The 16,077-nt window shown below is 69.3% G+C and carries 13 protein-coding genes; 12 read left to right on the top strand and 1 reads right to left on the bottom strand.

The genetic code is table 11. The features are described from left to right. Positions 1-16 precede the first annotated feature (16 nt). From steA to D456_RS0118955, 7 genes are all read left to right on the top strand, one after another. Positions 17-1,189 (top strand): putative cytokinetic ring protein SteA, encoded by a 1,173-nt coding sequence (steA, locus tag D456_RS0118985; RefSeq protein ID WP_026116021.1) that lies wholly within the window; start codon positions 17-19, stop codon positions 1,187-1,189. Then, the gene (locus tag D456_RS0118980) at positions 1,186-2,286 is read left to right on the top strand and encodes a copper transporter (protein ID WP_017577764.1); all 1,101 of its coding nucleotides are present in this window, start codon (positions 1,186-1,188) and stop codon (positions 2,284-2,286) included. The genes steA and D456_RS0118980 overlap by 4 nt, the downstream gene beginning before the upstream one ends. Beyond that, complete coding sequence (locus D456_RS0118975; protein ID WP_017577763.1) at positions 2,283-3,365, top strand: glycosyltransferase family 4 protein; 1,083 nt, start codon at positions 2,283-2,285, stop codon at positions 3,363-3,365. The genes D456_RS0118980 and D456_RS0118975 overlap by 4 nt, the downstream gene beginning before the upstream one ends. Positions 3,366-3,655: 290 nt before the next feature. Then, on the top strand, positions 3,656-4,672 hold the full coding sequence (locus D456_RS0118970; RefSeq protein WP_017577762.1) for a TerC family protein: 1,017 nt from the start codon (positions 3,656-3,658) through the stop codon (positions 4,670-4,672). 387 nt (positions 4,673-5,059) lie between these two features. Next, positions 5,060-7,897 (top strand): excinuclease ABC subunit UvrA, encoded by a 2,838-nt coding sequence (gene uvrA / locus D456_RS0118965; protein WP_017577761.1) that lies wholly within the window; start codon positions 5,060-5,062, stop codon positions 7,895-7,897. A gap of 88 nt (positions 7,898-7,985) precedes the next feature. Further along, positions 7,986-8,288, top strand: coding sequence for a hypothetical protein (locus D456_RS0118960; RefSeq protein WP_017577760.1), 303 nt, complete (start codon positions 7,986-7,988; stop codon positions 8,286-8,288). Between the two features lie 139 nt (positions 8,289-8,427). Next, positions 8,428-8,823 (top strand): Rieske (2Fe-2S) protein, encoded by a 396-nt coding sequence (locus tag D456_RS0118955; RefSeq protein WP_017577759.1) that lies wholly within the window; start codon positions 8,428-8,430, stop codon positions 8,821-8,823. An 80-nt stretch (positions 8,824-8,903) separates the two neighbouring features. On the opposite strand, the gene D456_RS0118950 is transcribed toward D456_RS0118955, so the two are convergent. Beyond that, a complete protein-coding gene (locus tag D456_RS0118950; protein WP_017577758.1) occupies positions 8,904-10,058 on the bottom strand; it encodes a mechanosensitive ion channel family protein in 1,155 nt (384 codons plus the stop codon). A 244-nt stretch (positions 10,059-10,302) separates the two neighbouring features. On the opposite strand from D456_RS0118950, the gene uvrC reads away from it, so the two are divergent. The 5 genes from uvrC (at position 10,303) to whiA (ending at position 15,933) form a co-directional block, all read left to right on the top strand. Then, a complete protein-coding gene (gene uvrC, locus D456_RS0118945; RefSeq protein ID WP_017577757.1) occupies positions 10,303-12,306 on the top strand; it encodes an excinuclease ABC subunit UvrC in 2,004 nt (667 codons plus the stop codon). Beyond that, the gene (rapZ, locus tag D456_RS0118940) at positions 12,303-13,187 is read left to right on the top strand and encodes an RNase adapter RapZ (RefSeq protein ID WP_017577756.1); all 885 of its coding nucleotides are present in this window, start codon (positions 12,303-12,305) and stop codon (positions 13,185-13,187) included. The genes uvrC and rapZ overlap by 4 nt, the downstream gene beginning before the upstream one ends. Before the next feature lie 135 nt (positions 13,188-13,322). Further along, the gene (locus tag D456_RS0118935; RefSeq protein ID WP_017577755.1) at positions 13,323-14,300 is read left to right on the top strand and encodes a gluconeogenesis factor YvcK family protein; all 978 of its coding nucleotides are present in this window, start codon (positions 13,323-13,325) and stop codon (positions 14,298-14,300) included. 39 nt (positions 14,301-14,339) lie between these two features. Beyond that, a complete protein-coding gene (locus D456_RS0118930) occupies positions 14,340-14,750 on the top strand; it encodes a DUF488 domain-containing protein (protein ID WP_017577754.1) in 411 nt (136 codons plus the stop codon). Between the two features lie 202 nt (positions 14,751-14,952). Continuing rightward, complete coding sequence (whiA, locus tag D456_RS0118925) at positions 14,953-15,933, top strand: DNA-binding protein WhiA (protein ID WP_017577753.1); 981 nt, start codon at positions 14,953-14,955, stop codon at positions 15,931-15,933. Positions 15,934-16,077 lie beyond the last annotated feature (144 nt).

Raw genomic sequence — 16,077 nt, 5'->3', positions numbered from 1 at the left:
GTTCAGCGCCACAGTCATGCGGTTGCGCCGCACGCGGACGCAGGCCTCCAACGGGCTGGTGGCCCCCGTCCGTGTGGACCGTCGTACCAAGAATCTCACCAAGCGTCTGCGTCCTGGCGACATCGCGGTCATCGACCACGTCGATCTCGACCGGGTCAGTGCGGAGGCCCTCCTCAGCTGCGGGGTCTCGGCGGTGGTCAATGCCGCCGAGAGCATCAGCGGACGCCATCCCAACCAGGGGCCCGAACTCCTCGTGGCCGCGGGTGTCCCGCTGATCGACGGCGTGGCCCCCGAGGTCCTCACCCTGGTGCGTGAGGGCGAACACCTGTGTCTGGAGGGCGGGAGCCTCTACCGCGGGGCCGAGCTGCTCGTCCGCGGTGTCCGTCAGGACACCGTTTCGGTCGAGGCGGCCATGGAGGCCGCGCGTGCGGGGCTGGCCACCCAGCTGGAGGCCTTCGCAGCCAACACCACGGCCTACCTCCAACGCGAGCGCGACCTGTTGCTCGACGGCGTCGGTGTGCCCACCGTCGGCACCGCCATGGAGGGACGCCACGTCCTGATCGTGGTGCGCGGCTACCGCTACCGCGAGGAGCTGAGGGCCCTGCGGCCCTACATCCGCGAGTTCCGTCCCGTGATCATCGGTGTGGACGGTGGCGCCGACGCCGTCCTGGAGGCCGGGTTCCGCCCCGACGTCGTCGTCGGTGATTTCGACTCGGTCTCCGACGGCGCCTTGGCCGGGGACGCCGAACTCGTGGTGCACGCCTATCGGGACGGGCGCGCCCCGGGCCTGGCCCGTGCCACCGGTCTGGGGTACCGGGCCGTGGTCTTTCCCTTGACCGGCACCAGTGAGGACGTGGCGATGATGCTCGCCGACGGCTGCGGGGCCGCCCTCATCGTGGCGGTCGGTACCCACGCCACCCTGGAGGAGTTCCTGGACAAGGGCCGTGCGGGCATGGCCGGCACGTTCCTGACCCGTCTCCGGGCCGGCGGCAAACTCGTCGACGCAGGGGCTGTGATCCGTCTGCACCGGCCCCGTGTCTCCCCGTGGTCCTTGGCCGGGCTGGTCGCTGCGTGTCTGCTCACCATCGTGGTGGCCGCCGTCGTCTCCCCCGCCGGGCGGGAGCAGCTGGCCTTTCTCGCCATGCATTGGGACACCTTCTCCTACTGGTTGACGGGGCTGTTCACGTGATCGACTTCCGCTACCACCTTGTTTCCACCATCGCGGTGTTCCTGGCGCTGACCGTGGGGCTGGCCCTGGGATCGACCGTGCTCCAGGGGCCGTTGCTGGAGGCCCTGGAGTCCGAGGCGGACGAACTGCGCGGCCGGAGCGCGGACCTGCGCACCGAACACGAGGTGTCCGAGCGGCTCGGGGAGGGCGCGGACGAGATGGTCGACGCCGCTGCCGAGGACATGCTTCGGGGCCGTCTCCGGGGTGTGGGGGTGGTCGGGGTCGCCGCGCCCGGGGCCGACGGGGAGGTGCTCGCTTCCCTGGAGCGGCGTGTGGAGCAGGCCGGCGGGACCGTGGAGGGCCGTGTCGACCTGGCGGAGGGGTTCCTGGAACAGAGCAACGCCACGTTCGTCGACGAACTCGCCGTGCAGGTCTCACCCGTGGCCGAACGCCTCTCCGGTGGTCCCCACACCAAGGCCGGTACGGAGCTCGGCCGTGTCCTGGCCGTCCCGGACGAGGCGGAGAGTGCCTCCGGGGAGGGCTCCGCTGCCGGGCAGGGCCCGGACGCCGTTCCCGAGGACCGGGACACCCCTGTCGACGACGGCGAGGGCGAGTCCTCCGATGACGCGGGCCCCGGCGGCGACGACGGTGGCGATCCCGGCAACGGGTACGACGCCCAGGCGGTCCTGTCCGCCTTCGCCGAGGCCGACCTGCTCACCGTCACGGGCGAGCCCGCCGGGGCCGCCGACGCACTCGTCGTGGTCGCCCCCGCCGGGGAGGGGGCCGGGCAGGGCGGTGAGGGGCAGACCGTGGGTACTGCCCTGGAGGCCCTCACCGGAGCCCTGCACGCATCCGTGGGCCCGACCGTGCTCGCGGGCGGGCCCTCCTCCGCGGAGCAGGGCCGTGTACTCGCACAGGCCCGCGAGGGGCGGTCTGCTTACAGCACCGTGGACGTGGCCGGACGCACCGTCGGCGATGTGGTCACCGTGCTGGCACTGTCGGCCCACGCCCAGGGCCGGGGCGGTTCCTTCGGTATCGGTGAGGGCACCGAGGGGTTCCTGCCCGACCCGCTGCCGGAGGCACTGGGGACGAGAGCGAACACGGAGGGGGAACGGTGAACGCCAGGATCGCGCTGGTGGTGGGAACCAGCGGTGGGGGGTCGGACAGGCACGTGCGCTCGCTCGGGACGGGCCTGGCGGCCCGGGGCCATCGGGTGGTGGTGGTCGGCCCGGCCGAGACCGAGCGGGAGGTCGGCTTCACCGAAGCTGGGTTGCGTTTTTCCCCGGTCCCCATCGGTGCCGACCCCGAGCCGGGTGACGCCGGGACCGTGCTACGGCTGCGCGCCTTGCTGCGCAGCGCCGACGTCGTCCATGCGCACGGGGTCCGGGCCGGGGGTCTGTGTGCGCTGGCCGGGGTCGGGCCCCTCGTGGTGACCGTGCACAACGCTCCGACCGAGGTCTCCGGGGTGCGCGCGGTGGCCCACTCGTTCCTGGAGAAGGTCGTGGCCCGCCGTGCCGACCTGTGCCTCGGTGTCTCCGGCGACCTGGTCGAACGCCTGGGCGCGGCCGGGGCACGCGACACGCGCCTGGCGGTGGTGGCCGCCCCCGACCTCGGTCCGGCCCTCAACGGGCGAGAGCACACCCGCACCGACCTCGCGGTACTGCCCGAGCGGCCGCTGGTGCTGACCATCGGACGCCTCGTCGAGCGGAAGGGTCTGGACACCCTCCTGGCCGCCGTTCCCGCCATCGCCGACCGCCGTCCCGAGCCCGTCATCGCCATCGCCGGGGACGGCCCGCTGTGGGGGAGTCTGCACGACACCGCTGCCGAGCTCGACGCCGACGTGCGCATGCTCGGACACCGCACCGACGTGGCCGACCTGCTCGCCGCCGCCGACGTGTTCTGTCTCACCAGCCGGTGGGAGGGCTCCTCCCTGGTCGTCATGGAGGCGCTCCGGGCAGGTCTTCCCGTGGTCTCCACCCGGGTGGGCGGTATCCCCGAGCTGTACTCGGGTACTGCGGTGCTGGTGCCCCCGGGCGATCCGGAGGCGCTCGCGGCCGCGGTGGGCCGGGTCCTGGACGATGCCGGTCTCGCCGACGACCTGCGCAGACGCTCGCGTGAGGCCGCCGAGGCGCTGCCCACGGAGGAGGACGCCGTCGAGGCGGCGTTGAAGGCCTACACGGGTGTTGCGGCATGGTGATCCGAGGGTGGCCGTGCGGCGCGACCGATGCCACTGCGGACCGACTTCCTCGGAACACGATTTGATGGCATGCTTGGAGCCGGTCCACGACTGCCGGTACGGCGGTCGTGGCCGCAATTCAGTACGCGAGGGGAGTATCCCTACCGCGGCGGCGCCGTCATCACGGAGCACAAGGACGTGTTCCCGGTTCCGTCGGTCCGAGCCCCCGGGGCACGGGCGGGAGAGACCTCCGGTTGTTCGTCGTGCGTGCACAACGCTCGCGCGCACTCACACCGGAGGAGTAGACACCCGTGAACGTTCCCTTGTGGGTCTGGGCCGTGACCATCGGCGCGATGGTCGCCGTCTTGGCACTGGACCTCGTCATCGTCGACCGCCCGTGGAGCAAGACGAAGGGCCCGAGCGAATTCGGGATGCGTCAGGCCGCGTGGTGGGCGGTCTTCTACATCGCCCTCGCAGTGGTGTTCGGTTTCGGCCTCATGTACTTCGGCGGGACGACCGCCGGCGCGGAGTACTTCGCCGGGTTCGTGACCGAGAAGAGCTTGAGCATCGACAACCTGTTCGTGTTCTACCTGTTGATCAGCGCTTTCGCCGTGCCGCACAGGTACCAGCACGAGGTTCTGCTCGTGGGCATCGTCATCGCCATCGTGATGCGCGGTGTCTTCATCGTCCTGGGTGCTCAGGTCATCAACGCCTGGAGTGAGGTCTTCTACCTCTTCGGTGCCTTCCTCATCTGGACCGCGTACAAGATCGTGCGCGACCACGTGAAGGGCGACGAGGACGAGAAGGACTTCTCGCAGAACGCCGTCGTGCGCTTCATCAAGCGTTTCTGGCCGGTCACCGAGGACTACCACGGTGCCAAGATGACCGTGAAGCTCGACGGGATCCGCTACATCACGCCGATGCTGCTGGTCATCGTCGCGATCGGTGTGATCGACCTGGTCTTCGCGGTGGACTCGATCCCGGCGATCTTCGGCCTGACCCAGGACGCCTACATCGTCTTCACCGCCAACGCCTTCGCCCTGATGGGGCTGCGCCAGCTCTACTTCCTGCTGGCCGGGCTGATGGACCGCCTGGCCTACATCAGCTGGGGCCTGTCGGCGATCATGCTGTTCATCGGCGCCAAGATGATCCTGCACGCCCTGCACGAGAACGGGGTGGCGGTGCCCGAGGTCGGTATCGGCCTCTCGCTGACGGTCATCCTCGGGGTCATGGGCATCACCGTGGCCGGCAGCCTCGTCAAGAGCGGTATCGACAAGCGCCGTGCGGAGGAGCTGGAGCGCTCCCGCCCGGCCTCCGACCGCTCCTGAGCGCCCGGGAGGCCGCGGATACTTCGCGGTGTTCCACCCGGAACGGCTGAACTCGAACGGGTGTTCGTCTATAGTGGCGGTACTCCTCGCGGTGACGCGGACGGGGTGCCGCCACTTCCCGTCCGGGGATGCGGCCCCTTCGCGCGTGGGAAGGCTGTGTTGTCTCTTCCCGCCCGGGAAGAAAGTGTCCCCACCCGTCGTTAGGCTGGGCGGACGGACCCACAGGCGCGTCACCCTCCATCCGCCCGAACGGCGACCGGTCCCTACGCACGGTCGCGCGGGTACGTCAGGGAGCAGTTCGACCGCCGTGCCGCCACGCTACTCGGGCCGGCCGTCGCCGCGGCGAGCCCGCCTCCTGTGCGCTCAAGCCGAAGGATGTCTCACTCGATGGTCGAACAAAACCTGGTTGTCCAGGGAGCCCGCGAGCACAACCTCAAGAACGTGTCGCTGGAGCTGCCGCGCGACTCCATGATCGTGTTCACCGGCCTGTCCGGTTCGGGCAAGTCCTCCCTGGCCTTCGACACGATCTTCGCCGAAGGGCAACGGCGTTACGTCGAGTCCCTGTCGGCCTACGCCCGGCAGTTCCTGGGCCAGATGGACAAGCCCGACGTCGATTTCATCGAGGGGCTGTCACCGGCGGTCTCCATCGACCAGAAGTCGACCAGCCGCAACCCCCGCTCGACCGTGGGCACCATCACCGAGGTCTACGACTACCTGCGCCTGTTGTGGTCGCGTGTGGGGATCCCGCACTGTCCCGTGTGCCGGCGCGAGATCGCCCGGCAGAGCCCCCAACAGATCGTCGACCGTGTCCTGGACATGACCGAGGGCACCCGTTTCCAGGTCCTGGCCCCGGTCGTGCGCGGCCGCAAGGGCGAGTACGTCGAACTGTTCAAGGACCTGCAGTCCAAGGGGTTCACCCGTGCCGTCGTGGACGGACAGGCCGTGCGGCTTGACGAGGCACCCGAACTCGGCCGCTACGACAAGCACGACATCTCCGTGGTCGTGGACCGCCTCGCGGTCAAGCCGTCCTCGCGCGGACGGCTCAACGACTCGGTGGAGACCGCACTCAAGCTCGCCGGCGGCACCATCGTCCTCGATTTCGTGGACCTGCCCGCCGACACACCCGAACGCGAGAAGGTCTTCTCCGAGCACCTGTACTGCCCCTACGACGACCTGTCCTTCGAGCAGCTGGAACCGCGCTCGTTCTCCTTCAACGCCCCCTACGGGGCCTGCCCCGACTGCTCCGGCCTGGGCACACGCATGGAGGTCGATCCGGACCTGCTGGTGCCCGACCCGGCCAGGTCCCTGGCCGAGGGCGCCATCGCTCCGTGGTCGAGTGGACCCAACACGGGCTACTGGGAACGTATCCTGCAGGCCGTGGCCGATGCGCTCGCCATCACCATGGACACCCCGTGGCAGGACCTCCCCCGCAAGGCCCGCAAGGCGCTGCTGGAAGGCCATCACACGCAGGTGCACGTCAACTACCGCAACCGGTACGGGCGTACCCGCTCCTACTACACCGACTACGAGGGTGTGATCCCGTGGGTGCGGCGCCGCCACTCCGAGACCGAGAGCGAGTTCAGCCGGGAACGCCTCGAGGGGTACATGCGGGTCGTGCCCTGCCCCACCTGCGAGGGCACTCGGCTGAAACCGGTCGTGCTCGCGGTGACCGTGGGCGGCAGGTCCATCGCCGAGGTCGCCCGGATGCCGCTGGCCGAGAGCGCGAAGTTCCTGCGTGAGCTGGAGCTGTCCGAGCGGGACATGGTCATCGCCTCCCAGGTGCTCAAGGAGATCAACGCCCGGCTCGGGTTCCTGCTCGACGTCGGCCTGGACTACCTCGACCTGGCCCGCGGGGCCGGATCGCTCTCGGGCGGTGAGGCCCAGCGCATCCGTCTGGCCACCCAGATCGGGTCGGGGCTGGTCGGGGTGCTCTACGTGCTCGACGAACCCTCCATCGGACTGCACCAGCGCGACAACCACCGGTTGCTGGAGACGCTGCAGCGGTTGCGCGACATCGGTAACACCCTGATCGTCGTCGAACACGACGAGGACACCATCCGTTCCTCCGACTGGGTCGTCGACATCGGGCCGGGCGCGGGCGAGCACGGCGGCCACGTCGTGGTCTCGGGGGAGGTCTCCGAGCTTCTGGAGACACCCGAGTCACTGACCGGCGACTACCTCACCGGGCGGCGCGTCATCGAGGTGCCGAAGGAGCGGCGTTCGCCCACCAGCGGCCACGAGCTCGTGGTCAAGGGGGCCCGGGAACACAACCTCGAGGGCATCGACGTCGCCTTCCCCCTGGGTGTGGTCACCGCCGTGACCGGTGTGTCCGGTTCGGGCAAGTCCACCCTGGTCAACGAGATCCTCTACAAGGCCCTGGCCAAGGAGCTCCAGGGAGCGCGGAACGTGCCCGGGCGCCACCTGCGGGTCAACGGCACCGGCAAGGTCGACAAGGTCGTGCACGTGGACCAGAGCCCCATCGGGCGCACGCCGCGCTCCAACCCGGCCACCTACTCGGGGGTGTTCGACCACATCCGCAAGCTCTTCGCCGAGACCACGGACGCGAAGACCCGCGGGTACCAGCCCGGGCGGTTCTCCTTCAACGTCAAGGGCGGGCGCTGCGAGTCCTGCTCCGGTGACGGCACGCTCAAGATCGAGATGCAGTTCCTGCCCGACGTGTACGTGCCCTGCGAGGTCTGTCAGGGGGCGCGGTACAACCGCGAGACCCTCGAGGTGCGTTACAAGGGCAAGAACATCTCCGAGGTGCTGGAGATGCCCATCACCGAGGCGCTGGAGTTCTTCGAGCACATCGGTGCGATCCGCCGCCACCTGCAGACACTGGAGGACGTCGGGCTGGGCTACGTGCGCCTGGGTCAGCCGGCCACCACCCTGTCCGGCGGTGAGGCCCAGCGGGTGAAGCTGGCTGCCGAGCTGCAGCGCCGTTCGACGGGCAAGACCGTCTACGTGTTGGACGAGCCGACCACGGGGCTGCACTTCGAGGACATCCGCAAGCTCCTGAGCGTGCTGAACCGGCTCGCCGACAGCGGGAACACCGTCGTCGTCATCGAGCACAACCTCGACGTCGTCAAGACGGCCGACCACATCATCGACATGGGGCCCGAGGGCGGGTCCGGTGGCGGCGAGGTCATCGCCGAGGGCACCCCGGAGGAGGTCGCGGCCGTGGCCGACTCCTACACCGGGCAGTACCTCACCAAGATGCTCTGAGCCCGGCCCGCCCCGACGGCTGCGGCCGCGGGGCGGGAATCCTTGTGCACAGGGCATCGCGGTGCCTGCGCCCTGTTAATGTCCCTGCATGGACACGCCCGAGCCGACCGAGGTCATCACCGGTTGGATCCCGCACGACGCACGCTGGCACACGCGCGCACGGTCCGCCGCTCAGAACGGGCTCGAGCCTCTGCGTCGCTACGTCACCGATCTGGTCTCCGGCCACCGCGACGACGGGACCGAGATCACCGACGAGTCGGACCTGAGGTCCATCCGTGCGGTCGTGGAGGATCTCGGTGCGCTGGGCCTGTCCGGGGTGGACTGGCGCCGGGTCCGCGACGCCCTGGTGCCGCCGCACTGCGCTCGGAACGAGGAACGGGCACCGGGCTGAGGGTCTGGCTGAGGACGCGTCGCAGACCGCGTACCCGAGTCGAACCGGTCCGACGGACGTACTACGGTTTGTAGTTGAAGTTTTCGGCGCAGGTGAGGAGCGTTCTGACGTGGCCGGTGAGAGGACGTGCGGGTGCGCGATGGGCAGGCGCAGCCTGTTCGGCGCTGCGGGGACGGTCGCCGCGGTGGGGGCCGTGAGTGCGTGCGGGGGAGAACCGCCCGCGCCGCAGGACATCCGCCGCGGGCAGGTCGTGGGCAGTACCGACGACGTACCCGAGGGCGGGGGAGCGGTCTTCGATCAGAGCAAGCTCGTGGTGACCCAGCCGGAGAAGGGTGAGTACAAGGCCTTCAGCGCCTCCTGCACCCATGGCGGGTGCACGGTGCAGGAGATCCAGGAGGAGCTCATCCATTGCCTGTGCCACGGCAGCAAGTTCGACTACGCCACCGGTGAGCCGGTGACCGGTCCCGCGCAGGAGCCGTTGGCGGCGTTCACGGTGACCGTCCAGGGTACCGACATCGTGCTCGACGAGGAGTAGACGAACGAACGGGGCGCACGGAACTCCCGGTTCCGTGCGCCCCGTACGTGTGGGGGACTGCTGAGGGAGGGGCGGAGGGGTCAGGCCTCTCCGGGATCGCCCCCGGCCATACCGTTCTTCTCGCCCGCGACCGCCGCTGCACCGGCCCCGACACGGCGGAAGGCCGAGGTGGGGTACTGCGAGGCGTACTCGCTCTCCTCGGAGGAGTCTGCGACGAACTCGGTGCGCTTGCGCGGCAGGGACTCGGGGTAGTTCTCGGCCAGCCAAGCGACCAGGTGCTCCCGGATCTCGCAGGAGATGAACCACTGGCTGTCGGTGTGGGAAGCGGAGGCGACCACACGCACCATGACCTCGCCGGTCTCGGCGATGTCCACGACCTGGCAGGACCACTGCCGGCCGTCCCAGTGTTCGCTGGAGGTGATGATCCGGCCGGCTTCCTCGCGCATCTCCTGGACCGGCACCTGCCAGTCCAGCGGGAAGACCACCTTGGCGGTGATGTTGGTGCCCTGCTTGGTCCAGTTCTCGAAACTGGTGGTGGTGAAGTTGGAGACCGGTACCACGAGGTGGCGCTCGTCCCAGATCTTGATGGTGACGTTGACCAGGCTGAGTTCCTCGACCCGGCCCCATTCCCCCTCGACCACGACCACGTCGCCCAGGCGCAGGGCGTCGCTGAAGGCGAGCTGGAGTCCGGCGAACAGGTTGCCGAGCGTGGACTGGGCGGCCACACCGGCGACGATGCCGAGTACACCGGCCGAAGCCAGGAGCCCTGCCCCGAGCGCCTGGATCTCGTCGAAGGTGAAGAGGATGGCGGCCACGGCCAGGGTGACGATGATGGAGGTGATGACCCGGCGCAGCAGCCGCACCTGGGTCTTCAACCGGCGCGCACGGCGGTCGGCGTCGGTGTTGGTCTGGTTCAGGCGGGCCAGGATCGTGTCGGTGGCCGCGTAGGCCACAGCGATGCCGAACGCGGTGAGCGTGGCGATCATCAGGATGACCATCACGTGGTTGATGGTCGAGTAGGTGGCCGAGTCCACGTCCTCGCGTTTGGGAAGGGCCAGGTTGGCGCCGACCACGGCCGCGGCGGTGTAGGCGCTGACCTTCGTCCGGTTGACGATGAACTCCGCCAGGTTCCATTGTTTGGCGAGATGGTGCCGGAGCACCCAGTGCGCGGCCGCCACCAGGAGAACGGCGATCCCGACGGCTATGCCGAGCGTGATCCAGTGCTTCGGTTCCACGGTGAAATGGCCCCCTTGTGTCGTTCATGTCGGGCTGTTCTGTGTACCCGACCAAACTAGAGTATCCAGATACTCAATTGTGACGTTTGTGCTACCTGCTCTGGGGTGAGAGCGTCGGGTCCAGGGTGGAGCGCGGCTTCCGGACCCGGGCGGTGGCCGTGGAAAACGCCCCGGACCGGCCACGGCAGTGTGAAGTGTGCGGCGCCGGTGGCCGTATGTCCCAGGGAGCGACCAGAATGGGGGCATGGCTGCGACTCCTCACCTGCGTCCCGCGCCCGGAAGCATCCCGACCTCCCCGGGGGTCTACAGGTTCAAGGACGCGTCCGACCACGTCATCTACGTGGGCAAGGCGAAGAACCTGCGCTCGCGGCTGTCCTCCTACTTCCGCGACTTCGCCGGGCTGCACCCGCGCACGCAGCAGATGGTCTCCACGGCCGCCGACGTCGACTGGACCATCGTCGGTACCGAGGTCGAGGCGCTCCAGCTCGAGTACTCCTGGATCAAGCAGTACGATCCCCGGTTCAACATCAAGTACCGCGACGACAAGAGCTACCCCTACCTCGCGGTGACCCTCGGCGAGGAGATCCCCCGAGTGCAGGTCATGCGCGGTGCCAAACGCAAGGGTGTGCGCTATTTCGGGCCCTACTCCCACGCCTGGGCCATCCGCGAGACCGTCGACCTGTTGCTTCGGGTCTTTCCGGTGCGTACGTGTTCGGCCGGGGTCTACCGCAGCGCGCGGAGCAGCGGTCGGCCCTGCCTGTTGGGCTACATCGGCAAGTGTGTGGCCCCTTGTGTGGACCGGGTCAGCGCGGAGGAGCACCGCAGGCTCGTCGACGACTTCTGTTCCTTCCTGGCAGGGGACACCGGGCGCTTCCTCCGTGAACTCGAGGGGCGGATGGGCGAGGCCGCCCAGGAGATGGAGTACGAACGCGCGGCCCGGCTGCGCGACGACATCGCGGCCCTGCGCTCCGCCCTGGAGAAGCAGGCGGTCGTGCTGCCCGACTCCACCGACTGCGACGTCATCGCCATGGCCGAGGACCAGCTCGAGGCGGCCGTGCAGATCTTCTACGTACGCGGCGGACGTATCCGCGGCCGGCGCGGTTACGTCGTCGACCGGGTCACCGACGCCGACACGGACGAACTCGTGCAGACCCTCCTGGGCCAGCTCTACGGCGACGGTGGGGGAGACGAGGACGAGCAGGACCGGGAGGAGTCGGCCACCGTCGTCCCGCGCGAGGTCCTGGTCTCCCACGCCCCCGGCGACACGCGCGCCGTCGCCGAGTGGCTCTCGCAGCGGCGCGGCTCCAACGTCGACCTCAGGGTTCCCCAGCGCGGTGACAAGAAGTCGCTGATGGAGACCGTGCAGAAGAACGCCCGTGAGGCCCTGGCCCGGCACAAGACCCATCGCGCCGGCGACCTGAGCACCCGCAGCAGTGCGCTCAACGAGCTCCAGGAGGCACTGGACCTGCCCGAGGCGCCGCTGCGCATCGAGTGCTACGACATCTCCAACCTCCAGGGCGAGCACGTGGTCGCCTCCATGGTGGTCTTCGAGGACGGTCTGGCCCGCAAGTCCGAGTACCGGCGTTTCCAGGTGCGCGGCGGGGGACAGAACGACGTCGCTGCCATGCACGAGGTCATCACCCGCCGGTTCCGCCGCTACCTGGAGGAGAGTTCCCGCAGCGGCGAGGTCGCGAACATGGGCCGGTCCGGCGACCACGGGGAGCGCCGTGAGGGGGAGGACGCGGCGCCGGGCAAGTTCGCCTACCCGCCCAACCTCGTGGTGGTCGACGGGGCCCGTCCCCAGGCCGAGGCGGCCCGGCGCGCCCTGGACGAGCTCGGTGTGGAGGACGTCGCGGTGTGCGGTCTGGCCAAACGGCTGGAGGAGGTCTGGTTGCCCGACGACGAGGACCCGGTGATCCTGCCGCGGGCCGGGGAGGGGCTCTACATGCTGCAGCGGGTCCGTGACGAGGCACACCGGTTCGCGATCCGCTACCACCGGCAGAAACGGGCCAAGGCGCTCACGGGCAGCGCTCTGGACGAGATCGAGGGGCTGGGGCCCTCGCGCCGGGCCGCTCTGATCAAGGGGTTCGGTTCGGTGCGCAAACTCTCCGGGGCCACCCCCGAGGAGATCGCGAAAGTTCCGGGGATCGGGCCCAAACTGGCGGAGACTGTGCACGCACACCTGTCGGGTGGAAGTGACGGCAGGACGAAGGCCGACGAGAACAACGACGGGGGAGGAGACGCATGACGGTCGAACTGGGTGGGGACCTGCCACCAGAGGTGGTGGTCGTCACCGGTATGTCCGGGGCCGGGCGCAGCACCGCGGCACGTGCCCTGGAGGACCTGGACTGGTTCGTGGTGGACAACCTTCCCCCCGGACTGCTGCCCACGATGATCGAGCTGGCCGGGCGTACACACGGGGCCGTCCCGCGTGTGGCCGTGGTCGTGGACGTGCGTTCACTGGCCTTCACCGAGGATCTGCTCTCCACGGTGGAGGAACTGCGCAAGCGCGACATCGTCGCCCGTGTGCTCTACTTGGAGGCCGGTGACGAGGCGCTGGTGCGGCGCTTCGAGGGCGTGCGCCGTCCTCACCCCCTGCAGGGCGACGGACGCCTGACCGAGGGCATCGCCCGCGAACGGGAGACCCTGCGCGCGGTACGTGGTGAGGCCGACCTGGTCATCGACACCTCCCAGCTCAACGTGCACCAGCTCAAGGCGCGGGTGATCGGTTTCTTCGGGGAGAGCGACGAGTCCCGGCCGCGTGCCAACGTCGTCTCCTTCGGTTTCAAGCACGGTCTGCCCGTCGATGCGGATCTGGTGCTCGACTGCCGTTTCCTGCCCAACCCCCACTGGGTCCCCGAGCTCAGAGCCCTGAACGGGCGCGACGAGCCGGTGCGCGACTACGTGCTGTCCCAGGACGGGGCCAAGGACATGCTGGAGGCCTACGGCGAGGTCCTCAAGCTCACGACCGCCGGTTACCAGCGTGAGGGTAAGCACTACATGACCTTGGCGGTGGGGTGCACGGGCGGTAAGCACCGCAGTGTGGCAATGGCCGAGCAGTTCGCCGGGCGCCTCCGTGACCAGGGGGTGGAGGTCAACGTGGTCCACAGGGACGTGGGCCGGGAGTAGGATCCCGGTGTCGGTGCCCGCTGCGGCGGAGGGCCGGCACGGTCCGGGGCGTGGTACGACCGGCGGCCCACCGCCCAGGGCGGACACGGTCGCACGTCCGAGTGCAGCACGGGGACGAGGGGGCAGGCCTCGACGATGTCCAGCAACACCGCGGTGGACGGCGGCGACGACGAGCGCCCACCACGGGTGGTCGCGCTCGGGGGAGGGCACGGCTTGCATGCCTCCCTGTCCGCACTGAGACAGGTCACCACCGACGTCACGGCGATCGTCACGGTCGCCGACGACGGCGGTTCCAGCGGGCGCCTGCGTCAGGAGCTCGGTGTGCTGCCGCCCGGCGACCTGCGTATGGCCCTGGCGGCCCTGTGCGGTGACGACGAGTGGGGCCACACCTGGAGCGAGGTGCTCCAGCACCGTTTCCGCAGCGAGGGGGACCTGCACGGGCACGCGGTCGGCAACCTGCTCATCGTCGCCCTGTGGGAGCTGCTGGGCGACTCCGTGGCCGGCCTGGACTGGGTCGGCCAGTTGCTGGGTGCGCACGGGCGGGTCCTGCCGATGTCGTCGGTGCCGTTGGAGATCGTCGCCGAGGTGCAGGGCTCCGACCCCGAGCGGCCCCAGGAGATGCGCACGGTACGCGGGCAGGTCGCCTGTGCCAGTACGGGCGGTTCCGTGCGTTCGATCTCCCTGGTCCCGGAATCCCCGCCGGCGAGCACACAGGCGCTCAAAGCGGTCCGTGAGGCCGACTGGGTGGTCTTCGGTCCCGGATCGTGGTTCACCAGTGTGCTCCCGCACCTGCTGGTGCCCGAGTTGGCCGAGGCCCTGGTCTCCACGCGCGCCCGGCGGTTGGTCACCCTCAACCTGTCCCCGCAGCTCGGGGAGACCGACCACTTCAGGCCCGAGACCTATCTCGAGGTGCTGCGCGAGCACGCACCGAAACTCGGGGTCGACGTGGTGTTGGCCGACCATGAGGCCGTGGAGGAGGCCACGCTGCTGGACCGGGTGGTGCGCGATCTGGGCGGGGTCCTCGAACTGGACGATCTCAGCCGTGTCGACGGCACGCCGCGCCACGACACCGAACGTCTGGCCGCTGCCTTCGAACGGATCCTGTCGAAGTGAGGGGTTGGCGGCGGCCGGTGCCGGGGAACGCCTCGCACCATGGCTGGTGACGAGGTTTTCCTGGAACGTGTCCACGACGAGCTCCGTGCTCGCGAGCGTCCGGAGGAGGGGCCGGAACCGCCGCCCGGTGAGCGTTTTCTGGTGGACCGCATGTGGCCCCGCGGTGTGAGCAAGACCGCCATGGAGGGTGTCACTTGGCTCAGGGCAGTCGCTCCCAGCGCAGAGCTGCGGACCTGGTTCGGGCATGATCCGGACCGTTTCGCGGAGTTCTCCGAGCGGTACCGGACCGAGCTGGAGTCGAACCCCGAGGCCCTCGACCCGCTCCTGTCCGCGGCCGGTCGTGGCCCGGTCACCCTGCTGTACGCGGCTAAGGACACCGAACACAACCATGCTGTGGTCCTGCGCGAGTACCTGGCCGAGCGGTCGGCCGGCGGGGGCGGGGGCATTTGAGGCACACCCGCACGAAGCCCGACATGGTGCAGGTCAAGCGCCGGTCGGGGATGGGCAACACGCTGTTCAGGGGTCGGCCGTCGGCACCTCGTCGCGTAGTCTGCCTCGGAGACGGTGGCCCGTGAGGAGGTCACGGGTCACGGGAGCCCGGTGTCGTGTGTGAGGTACCGGGACGGTCCAGTTCAAGGGGAGGATCGCGGCGATGGCGATGACCGGCGTGGTGAAGGACGAGTTGAGCCGTCTGGCCATTCTGAAGCCATGCTGCCGCAAAGCAGAGGTTTCGACCATTCTCCGGTTCACCGGGGGACTGCACCTGGTGGGTGGACGTATCGTCATCGAGGCCGAGCTGGACACCGGAGCGGCCGCACGGCGCCTGCGCAAGGACATCTCCGAGGTCTTCGGGCACGAGTCCGAGGTGGTCGTGCTCTCCCCGAGCGGGCTGCGCAAGGGCAACCGGTACGTGGTACGTGTGATCAAGGACGGGGAGTCCCTGGCGCGCCAGACCGGTCTGGTCGACAACAACGGCCGTCCCGTGCGGGGTCTGCCCCGGCACGTGGTCGCCGGCGGTGCGTGTGATGCCGAGTCGGCGTGGAGGGGTGCTTTCATCGCGCACGGTTCGCTCACCGAGCCGGGCCGGTCCATGTCGCTGGAGGTCACCTGCCCCGGCCCCGAGGCGGCGCTGGCCCTGGTGGGCTCGGCCCGGCGCCTGAAGGTGCACGCCAAGGCCCGTGAAGTGCGCGGTGTGGACCGTGTGGTGGTGCGTGACGGGGACTCCATCGGTGCATTGCTGACCCTCCTGGGCGCCCACCAGAGCGTCCTGGCCTGGGAGGAGCGCCGTATGCGCCGTGAGGTGCGTGCGACCGCCAACCGCCTGGCCAACTTCGACGACGCCAACCTGCGCCGCAGCGCCAGGGCCGCGGTCGCTGCGGGCGCGCGTGTGGAACGGGCACTGGAGATCCTGGGTGAGGAGGCCCCCGAGCACCTGGTCGCGGCCGGCAAGCTGCGCCTGGCGCACAAGCAGGCCTCGTTGGAGGAGCTCGGCCAGCTCTCCGTCCCCCCGCTGACCAAGGACGCCATCGCCGGGCGGATCCGCAGGCTGTTGGCCATGGCCGACAAGCGTGCGGGCGATCTGGGTATCGAAGGCACCGAGGCGAACCTCACTCCGGACATGCTCGTGCCCTGATCCGCGGTCGGGGAATGTTCGACGATGTGACGAATGAGGGCTCAGCTCCGCTCAGAGTGTTCAGCTTTGTTAACTGCGAAAACACCCCGATAACTTCGCATAATGGTCTAGACCTCTTTGCGTCGCAGTGCCAGGATGGAAGTG

This window comes from Nocardiopsis kunsanensis DSM 44524 (assembly GCF_000340965.1).
Lineage (GTDB): Bacteria > Actinomycetota > Actinomycetes > Streptosporangiales > Streptosporangiaceae > Nocardiopsis > Nocardiopsis kunsanensis.
Note: the sequence above shows the minus strand (reverse complement) of the source record. Positions and strands in the feature narration are given on the sequence as shown.